At 62.8% G+C, this 19171-nt stretch carries 21 protein-coding genes and 2 tRNA genes; 12 read left to right on the top strand and 11 right to left on the bottom strand.

The window, feature by feature from the left end:
- Positions 1-60: 60 nt before the first annotated feature.
- Both SZ63_RS01205 and SZ63_RS01200 read right to left on the bottom strand, forming a co-directional pair.
- A complete protein-coding gene (locus SZ63_RS01205) occupies positions 61-807 on the bottom strand; it encodes a hypothetical protein (protein ID WP_048179822.1) in 747 nt (248 codons plus the stop codon).
- Positions 794-1825, bottom strand: a complete 1032-nt coding sequence (locus tag SZ63_RS01200) for a hypothetical protein (RefSeq protein WP_241481214.1) — start codon at positions 1823-1825, stop codon at positions 794-796. The genes SZ63_RS01205 and SZ63_RS01200 overlap by 14 nt, the downstream gene beginning before the upstream one ends.
- A 225-nt stretch (positions 1826-2050) precedes the next feature.
- Here SZ63_RS01200 and SZ63_RS12865 point away from each other — a divergent pair, with 225 nt between their 5' ends.
- Positions 2051-2737, top strand: coding sequence for a hypothetical protein (locus SZ63_RS12865; protein ID WP_162199189.1), 687 nt, complete (start codon positions 2051-2053; stop codon positions 2735-2737).
- Between the two features lie 306 nt (positions 2738-3043).
- On the opposite strand, the gene SZ63_RS01190 is transcribed toward SZ63_RS12865, so the two are convergent.
- Positions 3044-3115, bottom strand: a tRNA-Thr gene (locus SZ63_RS01190).
- Positions 3116-3188: 73 nt separating this feature from the next.
- The gene (locus SZ63_RS01185; RefSeq protein WP_048063718.1) at positions 3189-3485 is read right to left on the bottom strand and encodes a DUF3467 domain-containing protein; all 297 of its coding nucleotides are present in this window, start codon (positions 3483-3485) and stop codon (positions 3189-3191) included.
- A gap of 120 nt (positions 3486-3605) precedes the next feature.
- On the opposite strand from SZ63_RS01185, the gene SZ63_RS01180 reads away from it, so the two are divergent.
- The gene (locus SZ63_RS01180; RefSeq protein ID WP_048179815.1) at positions 3606-4268 is read left to right on the top strand and encodes a CRISPR-associated protein Cas4; all 663 of its coding nucleotides are present in this window, start codon (positions 3606-3608) and stop codon (positions 4266-4268) included.
- Positions 4269-4531: 263 nt separating this feature from the next.
- On the opposite strand, the gene SZ63_RS01175 is transcribed toward SZ63_RS01180, so the two are convergent.
- From SZ63_RS01175 to SZ63_RS01155, 5 genes are all read right to left on the bottom strand, one after another.
- Complete coding sequence (locus tag SZ63_RS01175; RefSeq protein WP_048179812.1) at positions 4532-5464, bottom strand: DNA polymerase subunit beta; 933 nt, start codon at positions 5462-5464, stop codon at positions 4532-4534.
- A gap of 3 nt (positions 5465-5467) precedes the next feature.
- Positions 5468-6043 carry an L-threonylcarbamoyladenylate synthase gene (locus SZ63_RS01170; protein ID WP_048179809.1) on the bottom strand — a complete coding sequence of 192 codons (576 nt, stop codon included), beginning with the start codon at positions 6041-6043 and terminating at the stop codon, positions 5468-5470.
- Positions 6043-6720, bottom strand: a complete 678-nt coding sequence (locus SZ63_RS01165; RefSeq protein WP_048179805.1) for a DUF5612 domain-containing protein — start codon at positions 6718-6720, stop codon at positions 6043-6045. The genes SZ63_RS01170 and SZ63_RS01165 overlap by 1 nt, the downstream gene beginning before the upstream one ends.
- A gap of 101 nt (positions 6721-6821) precedes the next feature.
- Positions 6822-7895 (bottom strand): lysylphosphatidylglycerol synthase transmembrane domain-containing protein, encoded by a 1074-nt coding sequence (locus SZ63_RS01160; protein ID WP_048179804.1) that lies wholly within the window; start codon positions 7893-7895, stop codon positions 6822-6824.
- Positions 7896-8020: 125 nt separating this feature from the next.
- On the bottom strand, positions 8021-9235 hold the full coding sequence (locus SZ63_RS01155; protein ID WP_048180755.1) for an FprA family A-type flavoprotein: 1215 nt from the start codon (positions 9233-9235) through the stop codon (positions 8021-8023).
- An 82-nt stretch (positions 9236-9317) separates the two neighbouring features.
- Between SZ63_RS01155 and SZ63_RS01150 the strand changes: the two genes are divergently transcribed.
- Positions 9318-10124: a V4R domain-containing protein gene (locus SZ63_RS01150; protein WP_048179801.1), complete on the top strand. Its 807-nt coding sequence runs from the start codon at positions 9318-9320 to the stop codon at positions 10122-10124.
- Positions 10125-10198: 74 nt separating this feature from the next.
- Here SZ63_RS01150 and SZ63_RS01145 read toward each other — a convergent pair whose 3' ends face one another.
- Positions 10199-11002: a GNAT family N-acetyltransferase gene (locus SZ63_RS01145; protein WP_241481213.1), complete on the bottom strand. Its 804-nt coding sequence runs from the start codon at positions 11000-11002 to the stop codon at positions 10199-10201.
- A gap of 260 nt (positions 11003-11262) precedes the next feature.
- A tRNA-Gly gene (locus tag SZ63_RS01140) sits at positions 11263-11333 on the bottom strand.
- 269 nt (positions 11334-11602) lie between these two features.
- Between SZ63_RS01140 and SZ63_RS01135 the strand changes: the two genes are divergently transcribed.
- The 9 genes from SZ63_RS01135 (at position 11603) to SZ63_RS01095 (ending at position 19049) form a co-directional block, all read left to right on the top strand.
- Positions 11603-12061, top strand: coding sequence for a 30S ribosomal protein S15 (locus tag SZ63_RS01135; protein ID WP_048179795.1), 459 nt, complete (start codon positions 11603-11605; stop codon positions 12059-12061).
- 6 nt (positions 12062-12067) lie between these two features.
- Positions 12068-13285, top strand: coding sequence for a single-stranded-DNA-specific exonuclease RecJ (locus SZ63_RS01130; protein WP_048179791.1), 1218 nt, complete (start codon positions 12068-12070; stop codon positions 13283-13285).
- Positions 13282-13569: a KEOPS complex subunit Pcc1 gene (locus tag SZ63_RS01125; RefSeq protein ID WP_048179788.1), complete on the top strand. Its 288-nt coding sequence runs from the start codon at positions 13282-13284 to the stop codon at positions 13567-13569. Before SZ63_RS01130 ends, SZ63_RS01125 begins: the two co-directional genes overlap by 4 nt.
- 17 nt (positions 13570-13586) lie before the next feature.
- Complete coding sequence (locus tag SZ63_RS01120; RefSeq protein ID WP_048179784.1) at positions 13587-14180, top strand: 30S ribosomal protein S3ae; 594 nt, start codon at positions 13587-13589, stop codon at positions 14178-14180.
- An 87-nt stretch (positions 14181-14267) separates the two neighbouring features.
- Positions 14268-14777, top strand: coding sequence for a hypothetical protein (locus SZ63_RS01115; RefSeq protein WP_048179781.1), 510 nt, complete (start codon positions 14268-14270; stop codon positions 14775-14777).
- Positions 14778-14804: 27 nt separating this feature from the next.
- Positions 14805-16040, top strand: coding sequence for a 2,3-bisphosphoglycerate-independent phosphoglycerate mutase (locus SZ63_RS01110; protein ID WP_048179777.1), 1236 nt, complete (start codon positions 14805-14807; stop codon positions 16038-16040).
- 16 nt (positions 16041-16056) lie between these two features.
- Positions 16057-16905, top strand: coding sequence for a polymer-forming cytoskeletal protein (locus SZ63_RS01105; protein WP_048179775.1), 849 nt, complete (start codon positions 16057-16059; stop codon positions 16903-16905).
- The gene (locus SZ63_RS01100) at positions 16902-17738 is read left to right on the top strand and encodes a class I SAM-dependent methyltransferase (protein WP_048179772.1); all 837 of its coding nucleotides are present in this window, start codon (positions 16902-16904) and stop codon (positions 17736-17738) included. The genes SZ63_RS01105 and SZ63_RS01100 overlap by 4 nt, the downstream gene beginning before the upstream one ends.
- A 117-nt stretch (positions 17739-17855) precedes the next feature.
- Positions 17856-19049 carry an MFS transporter gene (locus SZ63_RS01095; protein WP_048179769.1) on the top strand — a complete coding sequence of 398 codons (1194 nt, stop codon included), beginning with the start codon at positions 17856-17858 and terminating at the stop codon, positions 19047-19049.
- Positions 19050-19171: the final 122 nt, after the last annotated feature.

The raw sequence follows: 19171 nt of genomic DNA, 5'->3' as shown, positions 1-19171 counted from the left end.
CTCCCCCAATTGTTCTCGCACCTTTTCGAGGAATAAATCCGCCTTATTGAGCGCACCTTTTCACAACACCGATAAGAAATCCTCACAGACCCGTCGAATGGATCTCTCATCCATCCGCTCGTATTTCTCCCGGGCATCGCTCGAATCCGGCAGCCTCTCGATGCATTCCCTCAGGAATGGATGGCTGTTCAGCATCTCGCCGAGGAGTTCGAGATCGAGATCATGCCCGCCGTGCTCAGGGTCAAGCAGAGCCAGAACGTCTGCATTGTCTTTGACGAGTTTCGAATACTCCCACTCGGGATCGGGCGATCGTCCCAGTTCGTAGCGGAATGAGCGGTCCCATACGGCTTTCAACTTCATGATCAGGAGTGCCCCGCGTGTCGGCACGGCCACCCGGATGTTGCCTCTGACGGGCATGACGGTCGTATGATCATCGAGAAAGTCAAATGCAAGTTCTCCCCGCCCGCCCTCGAATGGGTTCGCCCGCTCTCTTGAGTAAAAGTCGAGTGTGACGGTTTCCGCACCGGATCCCTTCTCAACGGTCGTATGGTGAGTGTATCGCCTGTAACGAAACCCTCCGTGATGAACCAGATGATGCATCAGGCTTCGGCGGGTTCTGCTGTTGGTGACAAGGTCGATGTCGACGGAACCGACGTACGGGTTGTATGCATCGACAGCCCATCCTCCGATAAGGATCGTCGTTGGAGTGGGTGAATCCTCTTCGCGTTCGTTGACCCAGGCGACGATCTCCCGGAGCTCGGCGAGGGAGAGCTCGATGACTTCCTGGCCCGGGTTATAGAGCGTCATATATGTTCACCAGCGCTTTCGTGAGATCCATTGCGCTGTACCCGAATCCTGCAAGGTCGAGCAGAGTCTGTGCAGGAGATACGACAGTGATGCCCTCTTTCTGCTGCGTGTCGGTAAAGATGTCCCTGTCCGGCGCGTAGATCCACGCCCGTATGCAGTTCCGGTTTGACTTGTTAAAGGGTGCTTTGAAGAGCTCGCTGAAGAGATTGAGGTTTTTCCTGTCGAGGTAGAGGTAGATCGCATCCTGGCGAACTGCGTATCCCGTATAGAGCCCGCCGGCCGTGTAGCCCGTAAAGGCGAACGGCACATTCTGGTCGGAGAGCATGGAGGTGATGTCCCTCGCCGCCGGTATCGAATCGCTGAAGGAGGTCGGGATCTCCGCGATGCTCATGTTCTTCATCGGCCGCTCCCAGGCGATGCCGTTCAGGAGTTTCTTCACATCGCTAATCTGGACGTAGCTGTCGTTCTTCTTCGCGATGTTCTGGCTTATGAGCATCTCGACGGTTTTGTGCGCCCAGCCGTAGGAGACACCTTCCTTCAGTGCCAGTTGCCGGATGGATGTGCTCTTCTCTTTGAGCAGGCGGGAGACGATCTTCCAGGATTTTTCGGAAGTGATCCTGCTCTTCGACGGCTTGAACTCGGATTGAAGGGGCGGACCGAGTGTCCGGGGGAGTTTTATCACCCTGATGCCGAGTTCCCGTGCGAGTTGCTCTTCCCGTGGGCGGATGGTTCTGGCGGCGAGAACCAGCTCGACTGGTGGTCGGCCGGGTTCCCTCCGGTGCCAGAGCTCCCGTAAGAGTTGCATTCTGGCAATCGTGTCGATCGACGTGACGTTCAATTTTACCTCGACGAAGTAGAGCCGCTCATCTTCTTTGAATACGATATCCGGCTGCAACGGCAGCTCCGTCTCCATTGATTGATATAGAGCTGCAACATCGTCGGCTCTTGCGTCGGGCGAGAGGCCGAGCGCTTCCCGGATGAACGCGACGACTTCCGGGGATTGATCAATCGGAGTCACGGTTATCACTATATTATGACACCCATTTATAATTATCAGTGATACGTATCGTTGAATTATGATAGGCATATAAATGTATCAGTGATATATGTCTGATTTCCATTCTAGTTCTAGGCAACACGATGCTTTTCACGGCAATAGGAATAGCGTCGCTTTTCGGGCAATCTAATTTATGGACACCAAAAACCCTAACTTCATCATCCTATGGATCCACGAAAACTCTTCATGGACGACCGCCTTACTGTCATATGCGCCTACTGTGGAGAGGCACCTGACACCCGCGATCATGTCCCCTCGAAAGTATTGCTGGACGAGCCTTTTCCGCCAGGATTGCCGGTCGTAGGTGCATGCTCGAAGTGCAACCACGACTTCTCGTTGGATGAGCAATATCTTGCTTGCTTCGTTGAGTGCGTCACATGCGGCACCTGCGAAATAGAAGATCTTCGACGACCGAAAATCAAGCGCATTCTCAGCAAAAACCCCTCTCTGCGAGCCAGGATTGTTGCTTCCCAGAGTAGGGACGAAGAAGGTTATTCGACGTGGAAACCGGAGATGGATCGCGTCCTGAACGTGTTGATCAAACTTGCACATGGTCACATAGCCTACGAGTTCGTTCCCATGTTCGACGAACCCGATCATGTAATCGCCGCTCCGCTGACATGCATGCCGGATGATGAGCGGAAAGAATTCGAAAATGGAGTGCCGCGGGGGAGGATGGTCTTTTCGGAGATCGGCACGAGAGGGTTTCTCCGCGAAGTCGGATCGAAGCTCGGCCATTTCGAACAAGAAGGGGATTGGATTGTCGTTCAATCCGATCGCTACCGTTATACAGCGAAACAATGTGAGGGCGGATTTTTGGTTCGGATGGTATTGAGCGAATATCTTGCGGGTATTGTTGCCTGGGAATCCTGATTCGATCGCAAATAAATATTGAAAGACTCAAATTTGCAACCAGTTTTCAATTTTTCATTGAGATAATGAGCCGTTCCTCTCGGGGGATAGGATAACTCAGCCGTGAGAGGACTCGTGTAGGCATTTGCCAAAGCAAAATCAACGTTTTTCCCAAATAGCATGTTCCATAAACACGGAGGTGTGTCCACGCCTTGCCATTCGCCTATCCCCCCGCCATCACCGTTACGACCTTGCTTGGGATCCAGAATAGACTTACGGATACAGAAACGTTTTCGAAAAGAGACTTGAACCTTCAACAAAAAGCAAAGCCGCTGGGGGGACTTGAACCCCCGACCTGCTGATTACGAATCAGCCGCTATACCGCTAAGCCACAGCGGCAACTGCCCTAGAATATTACACGTCCGGAATTAAAAAGGTATCACCTGCCGGGAGCCTGCCGGTCCGGTCCCGTTCAGGAGTACCCCCGGATGGTGACGTTGCTCTCCTGCTGTGCGGCGGCCTCCGGGGCGGTTATCTTGCCGAACTTCTGCTCGTAGTCGGCGACGCTCTTCGCGAGCACCTCCACCAGGTTCTTCGCGTGCCGGGGGCTGATCGAGACGATTGCCTTCCCCCGCGCCTGGTTCATGCCGGGGATCTCGTGCAGGAAGAGGAACGTGAACTCGTCCTCCTTGTAGGCGATCTGGATGCGGTTGGAGTAGACCGGGTCGAGGTTGCCGGGGATGTTAACCGATATCTCGCGGTTTGCCATACCCTTCTTCTGTGACCCCCTCCGGCATAAGAGTTGGTCTTGGTCGGCCGGGGGGCCGGTGCGGAGCATACCCCGCTAAATAGCGGGAGGGCGTAGTTCCTCTCAAACGGAACCCTGCCAATGACCGACTACATCCCGGTATCCGGCGTCGTCGCCTGCCACATCTGCCCCCGTCGCTACTACTTCGAGCGCTCGGAGGAGCACCCGGAGTTGCCGCGCTACACCGTCTGCAAACAGGTCTCGACGCACCTCGGCGAACTCCTCGAGGCGGAGCAGATCTGGCGGGAGGTCCTCTGCGTCCTCCCCGAAGCGACGGAGGACGTCCGGGAACTCCTCGACGAATGCGTCGCCGCCTGCAGTGAGACCGCGTGGCAGCGGCCCGTCCAGGTCGACCTCGCCGTCGAGTCCGACACCCTCGGCATCCGGGGAAGAGTCGATAAAATCTTCGAGGACGGCACCTTCGCCGTCGCCCGGTCGAGCACCGCCCCGAAGGCCGGGGTCTACGGCACCGACCGGCTCCGGGTCGCCTGCTACGTCGCATGCCTCAAAGAGACGCTCGGCCGCCCCGTCGCCGGCGGCTACGTCGAGTACGTCGCAAGCGGCGTCTGCCGCTACGTCGAGCCCCAGCCCCGGGACCGGCGGGAGATGATCAAGGCGATCCGGGCGGCAAAGAGGGTGGTCGCGGGCGAACTCCCGCCCCGGCCCCTCCGGGCGCCCTGCGAGGGCTGCCCGCACCTCGAGCGGTGCACCGCCGGGCCGCGGCGGCTCTCCGACCTCTTCTGACGAGTCCAGACATAGAATTACGGAAATGACGGCACGGCCTCACGCGAAGAGCGCGAAGCCGCGAAGTGCGACTGCCAGAATGGCAGGAGCATGAGCACCGTTAGGTGTGAAGGAGCGTTACCCTACCTGTCAACCGGTCTTCGCGTGAGTGGATTGTGGAGATAACGATACGGCCTCGCGCGAAAGACGCGAAGGGGACTGGAACACTCATCAACTATTCTTCGCGTCTCCGCGTGAGCCGATAATAGGATGCGCAAAAAACGTCAGCGTCCCGAACTCTCGAGCAGCGTCTTCGAGACGATGTACTCGCCCTTCGCCTCGCGGGTCGTCCCGACGATCAGCCACCGCTCGTCGCCGTGCTCCTCCACGACGCCCTTCGCCTCGACGACCTCCCCCGCGAGCGCCTGGCCCGAGTAGGTGTGGGTGAAGGAGAGGACCCGCGAGATCTCGTCGTGGTCCGTCGCGTAGACCGCCGGGCTGTCGAAGGAGAGCGACGCGTCCGTGACCGTCGCCTCGATCGTCGCCCGGCCGAGAACCTTCCCCGCGCCGGCCGGAACCGCGTCAAGGTTTTCGTAGGCGCGGGTGTAGAGGAGGTCGAAGTAGGTTCCCTCGAACTCGCCCCGGTTCCACTTCCGCTGCTCGTGCAGGACGAAGGCGTCGAACGATATCTCGGGCACCCGCTTGTCGTAGACCTTCCGCCACATCGCGGTGCTCATCGCGGGGATCACCCCCCTCTCCACGAGGTCGCGGAGCCGGCGCTGGGCGACGAACCAGGCGTCGCCGTAGACTACCAGGTCGATGTCGGAAGCGTCGTTCTCGAGGCCGCAGAGGAGCGAACCCGTGCACCCGAACGAGCCCGCCGGGAGGGTCAGGTGAGCGAGGAGCCGCGCCACCCGTTTGTTCCGCGCCGCCACGCCGTCGATCTCCTCCTCGGGCTTGTAGACCCGGGCCACGTCGCAGTAGGGCACCCGGTGAACGCCGTCCAGGTACTCCGGCCTGTGCGCCCGAACCCAGTCGAAAGACTCGGCAAAATCGTATTTATGGTATCGGCGGCCGGCGAGGTTCGTCCGCTCCCCGGCCGCGTCGGGGACGTAGCGGAGGATGCACCCGATCCGGTCGGCGTTGTCGTAGTTCGAGACCGCATAGAGGCAACCCTCGCGGTCCTCGATGAAGTCACGGAGTCGTACCGGTTGCATGAATCACCCCAGGGTCTCCAGGAACGCTTCCACCGTTTCCCACTCCGCGCCCTTGCGCAGGATGCGCCGGGCGGGGAGGTCCACCACCGTGCTCGGCGTCCCGCGGAGTTCCCCGCCGTCGACCAGGTAGTCGTGGGGGACGGAGACCTCTTCGGGACGGGTCGGCGCTATATCGTCGGAGATGTTCGCGCTGGTGGACGTGATCGGCGCATCGAGCCGCGAGATGATGGCAAGGGCGATCTCGTGGTCGGGCCACCGGACCCCGATGAGGCCGGTCCCGCCCGTCAGCACCGCCGGCAGGCAGGACTTCACCGGGAGGAGCACCGTCACCGGGCCGGGCAGGAACCGCTCGATGAACGCCCTCGCTGCATCGTCCACCACCGCGACGGCGTCGAGCATCTCCATATCCGAGACCGCGACCGATATCGGTTTGCCCACCGGCCGGTTCTTGGCCTCGTACACCCGCATCACCGCGTCCTCCGAGAGAGCGTCCGCCCCGAGGCCGTAGACCGTCTCGGTGGGGTAGACGACGAGCCCGTCGCGCGAGAGCACCCGGACGGCCATATCGATCGGGTCCATCAGAACTCACGCCCCCGCACGCGGTTGATATCGAAGACGGCCTTGCCGCTGACGTGCATCACGGCAAAGACCCCGGCCTGGATCGGGTCGGTCACGACCAGATCGGCGTGCGAAGGAACGCTCCCGGCCATCTTGAGCGCGATCACCGGGATGCCCGCCGCCCTGACCCGTTCCACCGCCCGCGAAACCTCGCCGCCCATCAGCGACCCGGCGAGCACCAGGATCGACGCCCGGGGGAGCCGCGCCACCGCATCGACGGCGAGCGCCAGGTTCTGCTCACCGACGAGCGGGATCGTGTCCACCGATATCCGCTCGCCGCGGATGTTGTGGCGGTCCGCCTCGTTCACGGCACCCATCGCCACCTGCGCCACCTGCGCGCCGCCGCCGATGATGATCACCCGTGATCCGAATATCCGGGAGAACGGCGGGTAGATGGTGACGTCGACGACGGACGGAACCCGCGCGAGATCGGCGATGAGTTTGCCATGATTGCCGCACTCCTCGAACTCAAAGTAGAGGTAGGCCTTCCCGGTGTTCGGGCCGGAGGTCAGGATCGACTGCTGGATCATCTGGATGTTCGCCCGGTAATCCGCCATCACCGTGGCCACGTCGCGCAACACGCCGGCCCGATTCTCGGTGATGATCGAGAGGGCATACATTTCGGTATCGGTGGTCATGACCCTCCCGGGCAGAAGATCGAAACGTCCTCCGATCGTTTCACGAACAGGGTATTTCTCGTCATATCCGCGTTAAAAGATAGATTTTGGTCTTATAAGGGTTATAGGTTTTCGGTGCCCCGGCGATCCGCCTCCCCACCGCCGCTCCTCTCCCTCGCCGCAAGAGCCGCCGCGAGGAGGCCGAGCGGGATGTTGAGGAAGTAGAGTATCAGCCGCCAGAGAACGACGAAGAGGCCGAGGAGGTAGGTGGGCACGATCCGGCTGTACAGCGTTGCGGCGCCGAGTTCCGCGATCCCCGCCGCGCCGGGGATGAGCGGGACGGCCGCAATCATCTGGAGGACGCCCTGGAAGAGAAACGACTCGGGAACGGACGGCGGCAGGCCGAGAGCGACGAGCAGCGCCGACGCCGTGGAGAAGAGGAAGACCCAGTCGAGGATGCTGATCAGGATCGCGCCGCCGAGCGCCCGGGGGTCGGCCCTCACAAACCGGGAAGAACTCGCGGCAAAGATCTCGGTCTCGTGGGCAATCCGCTCCACGAGCCTCTCCGCACCATCCGAGCCCGGACAGAACCGAAGCCAGCGTCGGCTCCGGCCGCACCGGTCGAGCACCCGGACGGCAGCGCCGCCGATAACCCGGTTCGCGAGAGAAGGGCGGCGGACCAGGAGGGCGAGCGCGAGGAGAAGGGCGAGGACGAGAAGGAGGAAGGCCGCCACCGGGTAGAGGACGGTTGCGGCGAGGTAATCCCAGAGATGCCGGACGGCGAGAAGGGCCGCAAAGGTGAGCGAGGCAAAGACCGCGAGGTCGAGCACCCGCTCCGCGACGACGACGGTGACGGCGTCCCCGACGGCGAGCCCGGCCCGGGAGAGCCGGTGGATCCGTACGGGTTCGCCGCCCACCTGGCCGGGGGTGACCGAGCCGGCGAAGAGCGAGAGGCTCTGGGTGATCGCGAGGCTGGATAACGGCACGGTGTAGTCGAGGCCGCGGCAGATGACCGCGATCCGCACCACCCGGCAGAGGATCGATCCGGCCCGGAGCGCGAAGGCGAGGAGGAGGGCGGCGACGCCGACCTCCCCGAGGTAGGCCCGTGTTGCCGGCGTGAAGGTCGCCGCGAGCAGCCCCGCGAGGGCCGCGCCGCTGACGAGGAGCGAGAGCGCGATCCAGCGGCGGCGCCTCATGCCCCTACCTCTCCCCGGGGAATACTCGTTTCGTGCCGCACCACGTGGTGTAGGCAACGGCAACCGTGATTATGGTTCCCACGGAGCGGGCTTCAGGGGGTCCGATCGGAACGTCCGGGCGGGCGTCACCGGACGCGGATCTCCCTCGCCACCTTCCGCCCGAGGTCGTAAGCCCGCGTAAGTTCGTCGCCGTCCGGCCGGTAGTTCACCTGGAACCCGCCGTCGATCACCTCGATCCCGGCCGCCTTCAGGGCCGCCTCCGCCTGAGCAACCGCGCCCCCCATACCGCCGTGGGACCCGAACGCGCACCCGATCTTCTTCGTCCCTAACCGGCCGGGCCGTAACCCGCGGAGGTAACTGAGGAAACCGGCCACCGTGGGGAGAACCTCGTCCTGGAGCGTCGGCGACCCGACGAGAACCGCCTTCGAGTCGAGGATCTCCGTGACGACGTCGCTCCGGTGCGTTCCTTCATAACGGCCGTCGGCGAGAAGGCAGAACCGGACGTCGGCGCCCTCGGCCATGACGCCTTCGGCGATCGCCTTCGCCATCATCGTGGTCGAGCCGTGCATGGTGTCGTAGACGATCGTGACCTTGTCTTTCGCGACGCCCCGGCTCCAGTCTGTGTAGGCCTTGAGGATATCGCCGGCATGCGATCGCCAGATGACGCCGTGGCTCGGCGCGATCATCCTGATATCGATCCCGAGGCCCCCGACCTCGTCGAGTTTCTTCAGGACCTTCGGCGCGAGCGGTATGATCAGGTTCGCGAAGAACTTCTGCGCGTGGGCCATCGCCGCGTCGCGCCCGAGCTCGTCGTCGAACCGGGCGGCGCTCGCGACGTGCTGCCCGAAGGCGTCGTTCGGGAAGAGGATGGCGTCCTCGGCGAGATAGGTGAACATCGAGTCGGGCCAGTGGAGCATCGGCGCCTCGAGGAACGTAAGGGTTTTCCCGCCGAGATCGAGGGTATCGCCGGACTTGACGACCCGGATATTCCAGCCTGTGGTGTCGTAATGGCGGGCAAGCCCGGCGCGGGCCCGCTCCGTGCAGTAGATCGGGACGTCGGGCATCCGCCGCACGAACGCCGGCAGGGTGCCGGAATGGTCCATCTCGATGTGGTTCACGACGAGGTAATCGATCTCTCCCGGGTCGCAGACGGATTCGACGCGGCCGAGGATTTCGCCCTCGAACCCGGGGTAGGCGCCGTCGATCAGCACCGTCTTCTCGCCGCGGACGAGGTAGGCGTTGTAGGTCGTTCCCGGGAGGGTGTAGCCGTGGTATTCCCGGAGATTCCAGTCGATCGCCCCGACCCAGTGGACGCCGGGGGCAAGTTCGGTAGCCATCATTGTCATCACCATTTTGTTCGATATAATACGAACATTCCAGTATATCCGAACAATTGATATATCACCCTTTCGATTTTACTCTATGGAGCAGGGGACGAACAGCCGGGGGAGACCCGGACGGCCGAAGGCAAACCTGGAGATAGACCTTTACTCGACTCCTGCGGGTGCGCGGGCGGTCGAGAACCCGGTGCGGCGCACGATCCTCGCAGCCCTCCGGGAACGCGAGCGCACGTTCGAGGAGATCGTCTCTCTCGCGGGCCGGGCGAAGTCGACGGTCTCGGTACACCTCCAGGAGATGGCGGCGGCGGGCGTGATCGGATCCCGGGCAGACCCTGATGACTCCCGGAAGAAGATATTCTTCGTCGCCGGCGACCTCGTCGCGAGCGTCTCGCCGGACGAGCGGGTGGCCGATGCGCTCGCCGCCTATGCGGGGGCGTACCAGGCGGGATCGGGCGACCCGAACGCGTTCTACCGGCTCGCGTTCCGGACGATCCGGGTCTCGCTCATGCAGGAGGGTGTCCTCCTCGACCCCCTCCTCTCCCGGGCCGGGGAGCGGATCGGCGACGAACTCTACCCGGCGGTGGCCGCCCCGGAGACCGGGGCGTTCTGCGCGAATATCGCCCGGCTCTGGGAGGAGCACCGTCTCGGTCGGATCGAGGTCGCGGAGACGGAACCGCTCGTCCTCCTCGTCTACGACTGCTTCGAGTGCGCCGATCTCCCGGTCACCGGGCGGCCCGCGTGCGCGTTCGACTCGGGCATCCTCCGGGCACTCTTCTCCCGCCACTACGGCCGGCCGACGGCGGCGGTCGAGACCCGGTGCTACTCGATGGGATTCAATCACTGCCGGTTCGAGGTGGTGCCGGAGGACGGCCGTAACGGCACCGGGTGATCCTCGCCAAAACGAGGGCCGGCGCAAGCCGGGCCGCGGTGGCGACCGGATAACCGGAGAGCGAAGAGAACCGGTTACCCGACCCTCTTCTTCATGATATTCTCAAACCGGGTGTTGCTGATGGGATGGTGGCTGATGACCTTGCCGTCGTGCACGATGCAGAAGGTTCCAAAAGCACAGGGGGAATTCTGAACGGCATCCGAATCTTCCAGGTCGATCAACGTGGCCTTGAGGTTGAACCTGCTCCTCGCGGACTCGAGGATTGCGTTCGTGTTCTTCTCGGTGTACGGGCATTGCACCGAGCGGATGACGAACAAGCCGTCACGGTACTCCTCAAGATGCTTCTTCATATCCCGGAACCGGGGATCGTTCGTATCCGGACTGAATTTGAGGGCCAGCAGTTCGAAGTCCGGATCCGCCGCATCGGCCGGAACGAATCCCTTCCTGACGAAGATATCTCTGCCGGCCATGAACGGCCCGTCCCGCACGACGACCGCAACGCCATGCATCCCTGCCTCCCTGGCTTCCCGGATGCACTCGTCGATCATGAGGGAGGCATAGCCCTTCCCCTTGAACTCCTTCCTGAACCCGACAAAGATGCAGTGGATAAACAGATACCCATCCGCATCCACGGGGCGGTGCGCATACCTGCCGGGTATATACTCGATCATGCCCTGGTAGCCGTGTTCTTTCGAAACGAGGGCCTTCATCCTCAGGCCTTTCGCGTAGTATTCCCCGAACCAGTCGATCTTCCTTCGCAGCTCTCGATGCTTTTTCAGGTCTTTATAGCCGCAAACGCCGTAATCGACGATGCTCTCCGGCGTAATATCGACAAGCGTCACATCGGCCATGATTTCCGGACCGGCAGTCCCCATCATGATACATCGCTGAGGAACGATAGGTTAAAAGATCGTCTAAAGCCTTCCATCGCCGGGCCTGCCATGGATGTCATGCCCGGCGGATTGGGCGCGACGATCGGAACGGATTTGCCTGGGTCGGCCGATCAGAACCGTTTAACCCCTGGTGCCGGGTCGCACCCGGAGGGAGACCAAAACCGCAGTCCTCGACCCGCGCGGCGCCATGAACCGTATCGAACGATCGACCCCGAAAAACCCGGAAGAAAAGTTCGGAAAACCCATGCGATAGCCGGGGATCGAACCCGGACTAGAGGCTTGGGAAGCCCCTGTCCTACCATTAGACTACTATCGCACCGATACCAATACATGTTGACCCGGGAGCAGATTAAACATTCGGCCCACCCGCCCCCCTGTCGCCGGAAGGGGGCGCGGGCCGCGCAACCCATACGATACCCTTAAGATTCCTCCCGGAGAATATGATGCAGCACGAATACGTGCTGGCTATGGTAAGTCCGACGTGCTCCCGGAAGCACTGCCCGCAAGGGCTCGGGATTACAGAGATTAGTCAGTTAAAGGACTCTTTTCTGGACTTAACATAGTATATCTATCGGAGGTGCATGAATGGCAAGAATGTACGCTCGGCGTCGCGGAACCAGCAGTTCCGTCCGACCCTACCGGAAGGAGGCACCCGAGTGGTCCAACACGGACATAGCAGAGATCGAGAAGATCATCGTCGATCTTCGCAAAGACGGCATGTCGACCAGCCAGATCGGCCTTGCGCTGCGTGACAGGTACGCCGTCCCCGACGTCAAGCTCGCCACCGGCAAGCGCATAAGCGAGATCCTCCGCGAGAAGGGACTTGAATCCGAGATCCCCGAAGATCTCCGGAACCTGATGCAGAAAGCGCTCGGGATCAGGAAACACCTTGCGGAGAACAACAAAGACGTCCATAACAAGCGGCAGCTGCAGATCGCCGAGTCCAAGGTGCGCAGGCTGGTCAAGTACTACGTCAAGTCCGGACGGATGCCGAAGGGCTGGACCTATAAACCGGAGACCGCGGAGATCCTGCTCACCCGCTGATGACCCATGTCGCTTGACGCCGCTGTTGCAAGCCTGGCCGACCACCTGCTCGAGCAGGAGTTCGTGGAGGTGCTGGCGCACCACGATGCCGACGGTATAGCCGCCGCATCCATACTCTGCCACGCCATGTTCCGCGAGGGCGGACGGTTCCGGCTGAGGATCCGCCCCGGCATCACCACGGACGACCTCCCCGGCGACGGCAGCGTGCTTCTCTGCGACTTCGGATCGGCACTCACGGACCTCCCCGGCGACGTCATGGTGGTGGATCACCACCTGCCCCGTTTCGAGGGGGATTACCACGTCAACCCGCACCTCGCCGGAATCGACGGCGACCGGGATATCTCGGCGGCCGGCGCGGCCTACCTCGTCGCCCAGCGCATGGGCGACAACCGGGATCTCGCGGGGCTCGCGCTCCTCGGGATCATCGGGGACGGCCAGACACTCGACGGCCCGAACAAAGAGATTGTGAACGAAGGCATCGCGAACGGGTTCATAACGCCCCGCCGCGGCCTCCGCCTCCCGGGAAGAGGGCTCGTCGAGCAGCTCGCGCTCGCCGTCGACCCCTACCTCCCCGGGTTCTCGGGCGTTCCCGACAGAGCGAGGACGCTCGTTGCAGAGGTCACCGACGAGGACGACATGGACATCGAGTCGCTCCTCACCCGGATCGTCCTCGCGGCCGCCCCGGACGCCTCGGTCTCCGCACTCTGCGGGATCTGGGGAACCACCTACAGCCTCGGCCGGGAGGTGATCGACGAGGCCCTGAATCTTGCCGCCGTCGTCGACGCCTGCGGCAAGGCAGGGAACGGGGATATCGGCGCATCGCTCTGTCTTCGCTCGAGCCACGCGATCCAGGAAGCCTGGGAGATCACCGCCCGCTACCGGCAGGCGGTCATCGCCGGCATCCGCGGGGCGCGCCGGCTCGACGAGCGCGTCGCCCTCTTTGCGGTGGACGACGGAGAAGTCGCGAGCGACGTCGCGGACGCGCTCGCAAACGATTTCGTCCAGAGCGGCCCCGTCTTCGTCATCGGCAGGATCGGCGACCACTGCTCCGTCTCGGCACGCTGCCCCCCGGGCATCGACCTCGACCTCGAGGCGGTGATGCGAACGATCGCGGAGGCATGCGGCGGCCAGGGCGGCGGACACCGTCTGAGAGCCGGCGCCCGGGTCGCCGCCGATCAGGCCGACCGGTTCAGGCAGGAACTCCTGGAGGCGATCCCCGCATGATCCGGATCGAGGGCGTCATCGAGACCCCGCACAGCCTCCCCGGCTGCGTGGCCGCGGCACTCGAACCCGACAACCTCACCCTGATCAGGACTACCGCGATCGAGGGCGGGGTGCGGGCCGAGATCGACGGAACCAGGATCAGGTCGATCATCGCCTCGGTGGACGACTACCTCATGAACCTGGCGATAGCGGAGGACGTATGCGCCGCCGCATCGAAGCGGCGGGTAAGCGGCCTGGAGAGTTCCGGAGTGGAATCAGGATCAAATGGGCTGAAAATTCGATAATAGAGAGAAGTGATACCATGGCAAAGAAGAAACAGGTTGGAAGAAGGTTGGAAGGCTGGAAGGCCAAGAAGTGGTACCGTGTCTACGTACCCGACGCCTTCGGCAAAGCCGAGATCGGCGACGCCATCTCCGCCGACCCCGAGAACATGGTCGGCCGCGTCATGACCGCGACGCTCGGCGAAGTCGTGCAGGACTACTCCAAGTCCCACATCAAGATGAGGTTCAAGATCAACAACGTCGCAGGCGACGCCGCGTACACCGAGTTCGTCGGGCACGAAGTGACCCGGGACTACCTCCGGTCGATGGTCAAGCGGCGGGCATCCCGCATCGACACCATCCACCCGATCGTCAGCAAGGATAAGAAACTCCTGCGGGTGACGGTCGTCTGTCTCACCCTCTCGAGGGCCGACCAGAGCCAGGTCCACGCCGTACGGCAGGCAATCTCGCAGGCCCTCGCCGCCAGAGCGGCCGAGAGCGACTTCGAGACCCTGGTCAAGGAGATCGTCTCCGGCGACATGGCCCGGGACATCTTCAAGGTCGTCAAGACGATCTACCCGATCCGCCGGGTCGAGCTCACCAAGTCCAAACTGGAGCAGGTTGCGGCCGTATAAGGCCCGCCGCTCACTTTTTTAAACAATCCCCGTGCCTTCGCATCCCCTCGCTTACCCGACGGAAACGGCACGAAGGGTATATGCTCTATGACGGGGTATACCCCGCCGGAATACGAGAGGGAGGTGATGGCGGTGATGGTCGAAGGGCGGCATGCGAAGGGCCGGCGGACAAACCGGGTAGTGCTAAACCATCGGGGCCCCGACGAGCGGGAGACGATGGCCCGGGGGATCATCAGAAGGATACTCGTCCAGTTCCACCGGGAGTGGGACGAGCTCCGGGAGAGGGAGAGCGGCAGCGCCCGGGTTCTCGCCTCGAACGCGATGCTCGATCGGTACTCGCACCAGCTCTACAACACCGCGTGCGACATGCGAGGAGTCCTCGGCGAGGAACTCGCCGGAGAACTCCGGTGTCTCTCGGCCGACGTAATCATGGCGGCCAACATCCTCATCATGCTCGGGTGCGGGGAGGAGTGCCGCGAGGAGAGCGAAACCCTCGCGGAAGAGGCCCTCCTCCGGATCGAGCGGTGCCTGGCACTCGTCCAGAAGGGAAAGGGCTGCCCGGCAACCTGGATCTCCGCCGCCCACCGGGAAGAGTAATGACGTTCTGGATCTCACCTGTTCTCGATGATTGCTGAGAAGGTTCTCTTCCTGGTACTGGACGGGATCTCCGACCGCCCCTGCGATGCGCTGGACGGATTGACCCCGCTCGGCGCCGCCCGGACCCCGGTTCTCGACCGGATCGCCGCCGAAGGCGTATGCGGGATCATGGACTCCGTCGCGCCCGGGATACGGCCCGGGTCCGACACCTCCCACCTCGCCCTGCTCGGCTACCCGCCGCAGGAGTACTACACCGGTCGGGGCCCGCTCGAGGCCGAAGGAACCGGCATCCACATGACCGCCGGGATGATCGGGTTTCGGTGCAACTTCGCCACCGTGGACGCGGACGGCCTCGTCACCGACCGCCGGGCCGGCCGGATCTCCGGGACGGAACCGCTTGCAGAGGCCATCCGGGAGAACGTCGACCTCTCGGGTCTCGGTCTCGAGTTCCGGTTCGAGGCGGGCGCCGGCCACCGGGCGGCCCTCGCCCTCGTCGGAGAAGGACTCGGCGACAAGGTCTCCTCGAACGACCCGAAGAAAGAAGGAGTACTGCCGCTCACGATCCGGCCCTGCACCGACGACCCGGCGGACAGAAAGACCGCCGATGCCTGCAACGAGTTCATCCGCCAGTCGGGAGAGATCCTCTACGATCACCCGGTAAACGTCCGGCGGATAGAGGAAGGACTCCCGCCGGGAAACCTCCTCCTGATCCGGGGCGCCGGGAAGATGGGTGCGCTCCCGCAGTTCCCCGAGCGCTACGGGCTCTCCGGGAGCGTCATCTCGGCGGCCACCCTCATCTCCGGGATCGGGAAGGTCGTGGGGCTCGAGCACATCCCGGTGCCGGGGACGACCGGGTCGATCGACTCCGATCTCGACGCCAAGGTGAGGGCGGCGATAGGGGAACTCGGCCGGAAGGACTTCGTGCTGATGAACATCAAGGGCGCGGACGAGGCCGGCCACGACGGCAAAGCCATCCAGAAACGCGACTTCATCGAAGTGATCGATAAGGCGCTCGCGCCGCTGCTCGATCTCAAGGAGACCCTGATCGTCATCTGCGCCGACCACAGCACGCCCTGCTCGGTCAAAGATCACAGCGCCGACCCGGTTCCGGTCGTCATCAGGGGCCCGGGCGTCCGGACCGACCGGACGAACCGATTCGACGAGGTCTCGTGCGCTGAGGGCGGGCTCCACCGTATCCGCGGCCGCGATCTCATGCCGATCGTCCTGGATCTAATTAATAAGAGTCATAAGTATGGCGCATGAAGATTATACCAGGTAAATGGAAACGACAGGAGACCACGACTGGATCAAGAGCTGCGCTCTCCCGGACCATACCGAGCTCCAGGAGAGGACGCTCAAGACCGATCAGGACATCGTCATCGGCGAGCGGTGCCGGATCGATTACGGCCTCTTCGGCAACGACGTCGTGGTCTGTGAATTCAGCAAGATCAACGGCAACATCGTTGCGAGCGGCGACGCCAGAATAGACAACTGGTGCGAGATCAACGGGGACGTCGTCGTCGAGGAGGATGCCTACCTCGGCGAAGGGGTAAAGATCCAGGGCAAGCTGGTCGTCAAGGGCGACCTCGATATCGGGGACAATGTCCAGATCGAGCGCGGGTTCGAAGCGAAGGGCTGGATCTCCATAAGGAACCCGATGCCGGTCATCATCTACATCGTGATGTACCTCGTGGCCGTCCTCGGGATCGAGAAGGAAGAAGAACTGAGTTCCGTCCTCGAAAAACTCTTCGGCGACGACGAGGCCCCCAGTGCCACGCCGCTGATGATCCCGGGCGGCGCCGTCCTCAACATGCAGACGTTCTCCGTCCCGGAGAAGATGGCCGTCGGGGCCGGATGCCGGCTGCACGGGAACATCCGCGCCGGCTCGATCGCCGTCCGGGAGGAGACGACGATCTTCGGGAGTCTTCATGCGCGCGACGGTGCGAGCGTCGCCAGAGGTACGGCCGTTCACGGCGACATCCAGAGCGACGGCGACGTGACGATCGAGCAGGAGGTGCATATCCTCGGGAACGTCTCCTGCAAGCGTCTCACCCTGCACGAGGACGCACGCGTGGACGGGGTCATCCGCGCGCCGGGCGGCATGAAGATCGAGAGGCGGACGGCGTGAAGGTTGCGGAGATCCTCGAGATCGGTGGGTGCCGGCTGGTCGAACCGTCGTTCGCGGACCTGACGGTAGATTCATACACGAACCTGCTGCTCCGGATCGTGCCGGACGAGGCCCGTCTTCTGGTCGACGAGAAGGAGGAGCCGATGGCGCTCGCCCTTCACGACGACGAGGGATGGCACGCCGCCTCGTTCCTCTTCCGGGAGCCGACGCTCGCCGCCATCGAGTGCTTCGAGACGGTCGGCGGCGACATCTACCAGGAGAGCCGGGAGGCATGGCTCTCGGCGGTCCGCGAGTACTACAGTGCGGAACTGCTGGAGACCACGTTCCCCGCCCTCGAAGACCTGCGCCCCGACCGGGAGGGGAAGATCCGCGACCTCCTCGATGAGGTCTGGGGCGACCGTACGGGAACCCCGTGCCTCGACTGCTGCTGCGGGTCGGGGGTCGGCACCGCGGCTCTCCGGGCGGGAGGGGTGCGGGCGCTCGCATACGACAACGACCCAGGCCTTCTCGCGCTCGGCCTCTCGAAAGGGCGTCTCGTGCCCTCCGACACCATGTGCATCGACGCGCAGAAGGCGTCCCGCTACATCGCGCCGGTGCCTCTCGGGGCGGCCTTCATGGTCGGGGAGATCTACTCCTACAACACGGCCCTCTGGAGATCGATCGTCACCAATCTCCTCGCCCTCACCGATGAAGCGCTGATCACCGTCGGCACGGAAGAAGAGGCGGCAAGAGTGCAGGAATGGTGCATCGGACAGCGCCGGGAGACCGAGGTCTTCGAGAACCGGCGTGATCCGCTCTACGACCGGTGGTGCTGCGTCGCGCGGCGGGCATGATTCCGGCCGGCGACCCAATATATATGCCGCAGTACCGCCAACTCTTTTCCCTGCAACTGTAGAACAACCTCCGCAGACCCGATTCGCGGGCCTGATCTTTATTCGAGTGTAACCTGCATGAATACCGCCAAACGCATCTATAACGTCTTATTCATCTCCGTCTTCGCCACCATGCTCGGGCTCGGCATCGTCAGCCCGCTGCTGCCCATCTATGCGGAGAACCTGGGCGCGACCGGCATCTGGCTCGGCATCATCTTCTCAGCCTTCGCGCTCTCCCGGTCGGTCTTCATGCCCGTCATCGGCCGGATATCGGACCGCCGGGGGAGGAAATGGATCATCCTCATCGGCATGTTCGCTTACGCGGTCCTGTCGCTTGCTTACATCATCGTCGACAGCGTCTACTCGCTCACGGCAGTCCGCTTCGCCCACGGCCTCGCGTCGGCCATGGTCGTCCCGATAGCCATGGCCTACGTCGCCGACCTCTCGGAGAAGGGAAAAGAGGGGAGCCACATGGGGAACTTCTCCATCTCGATGTTCCTCGGGATGGGGATGGGGCCGCTGCTCGGAGGATTCCTGAATGATGCATTCGGGTTGGACTCGGTCTTCTACGTCATGGCCGCCCTCTCGGCGTTCGCCACGCTCCTCGTCGGAATCTCCCTCCCGGAGGCAAAACGCGGTACGTTCACGGTTCAGGAAGGAAACACCGTCCCGATGCGGGAGATCCTCATGCTCCCGATCATGCGGGGGGTCATGGTCTTCTCCTTCATCAGCGCCCTCGGGCGCGGAGGCATGATGGTCTTCATCCCGGTCTTCGGCCCGCTCATCGCGATCAGCCCCACCGAGGTGGGCGTCGTCCTCTCCGCGAACACCTTCCTGATGGCGCTCCTCCAGGTGCCGATGGGGAGAGTAACCGATACCGGCAACAAGGTCGCCCTGATCGTCACGGGGTCGGCGATAACAGCGTTGGCGATCGCTGCGATTCCGTTCTCGGGATCGTTTCTCCCCCTGCTCGTGATCACCTCCCTCGTCGGTATCGGGGGCGCCATCCAGCAGCCGGCCATCATGGCCCTGACGGTCGATGCGGGCCGGACGATAGGAATGGGAACCTCGATGGGTGCCTACAACACGGTCTTCGGGATCGGCATGATCATCGCGCCGCTGATGGGAGGCGTCTTCATGGACTACATCGGGATCGACGCCGTTTTCTACGTGGGCGGCGCGATAAGTCTTCTCGGAACCGGGATCTTTGCGGTGATGATGCGGAGGAGCGCCCGTGCAGCCGGCAGGGAAGATATTCCCGGGTCCGGGTAGGCTCCCGGTGACGTCAGACCAAAGACCGACATATGTCTCCAGATGTCGCGCGACACTCCCTCATCCAAGATAAAAAATGGAATTTGCGCTGTAAACATCTCTCCTGTATCAGAAATGTTTAT

Origin of the sequence: Methanoculleus sediminis, assembly GCF_001017125.1 — an archaeon.
Lineage (GTDB): Archaea > Halobacteriota > Methanomicrobia > Methanomicrobiales > Methanoculleaceae > Methanoculleus > Methanoculleus sediminis.
This window is presented reverse-complemented; position numbering and strand designations above follow the sequence as displayed.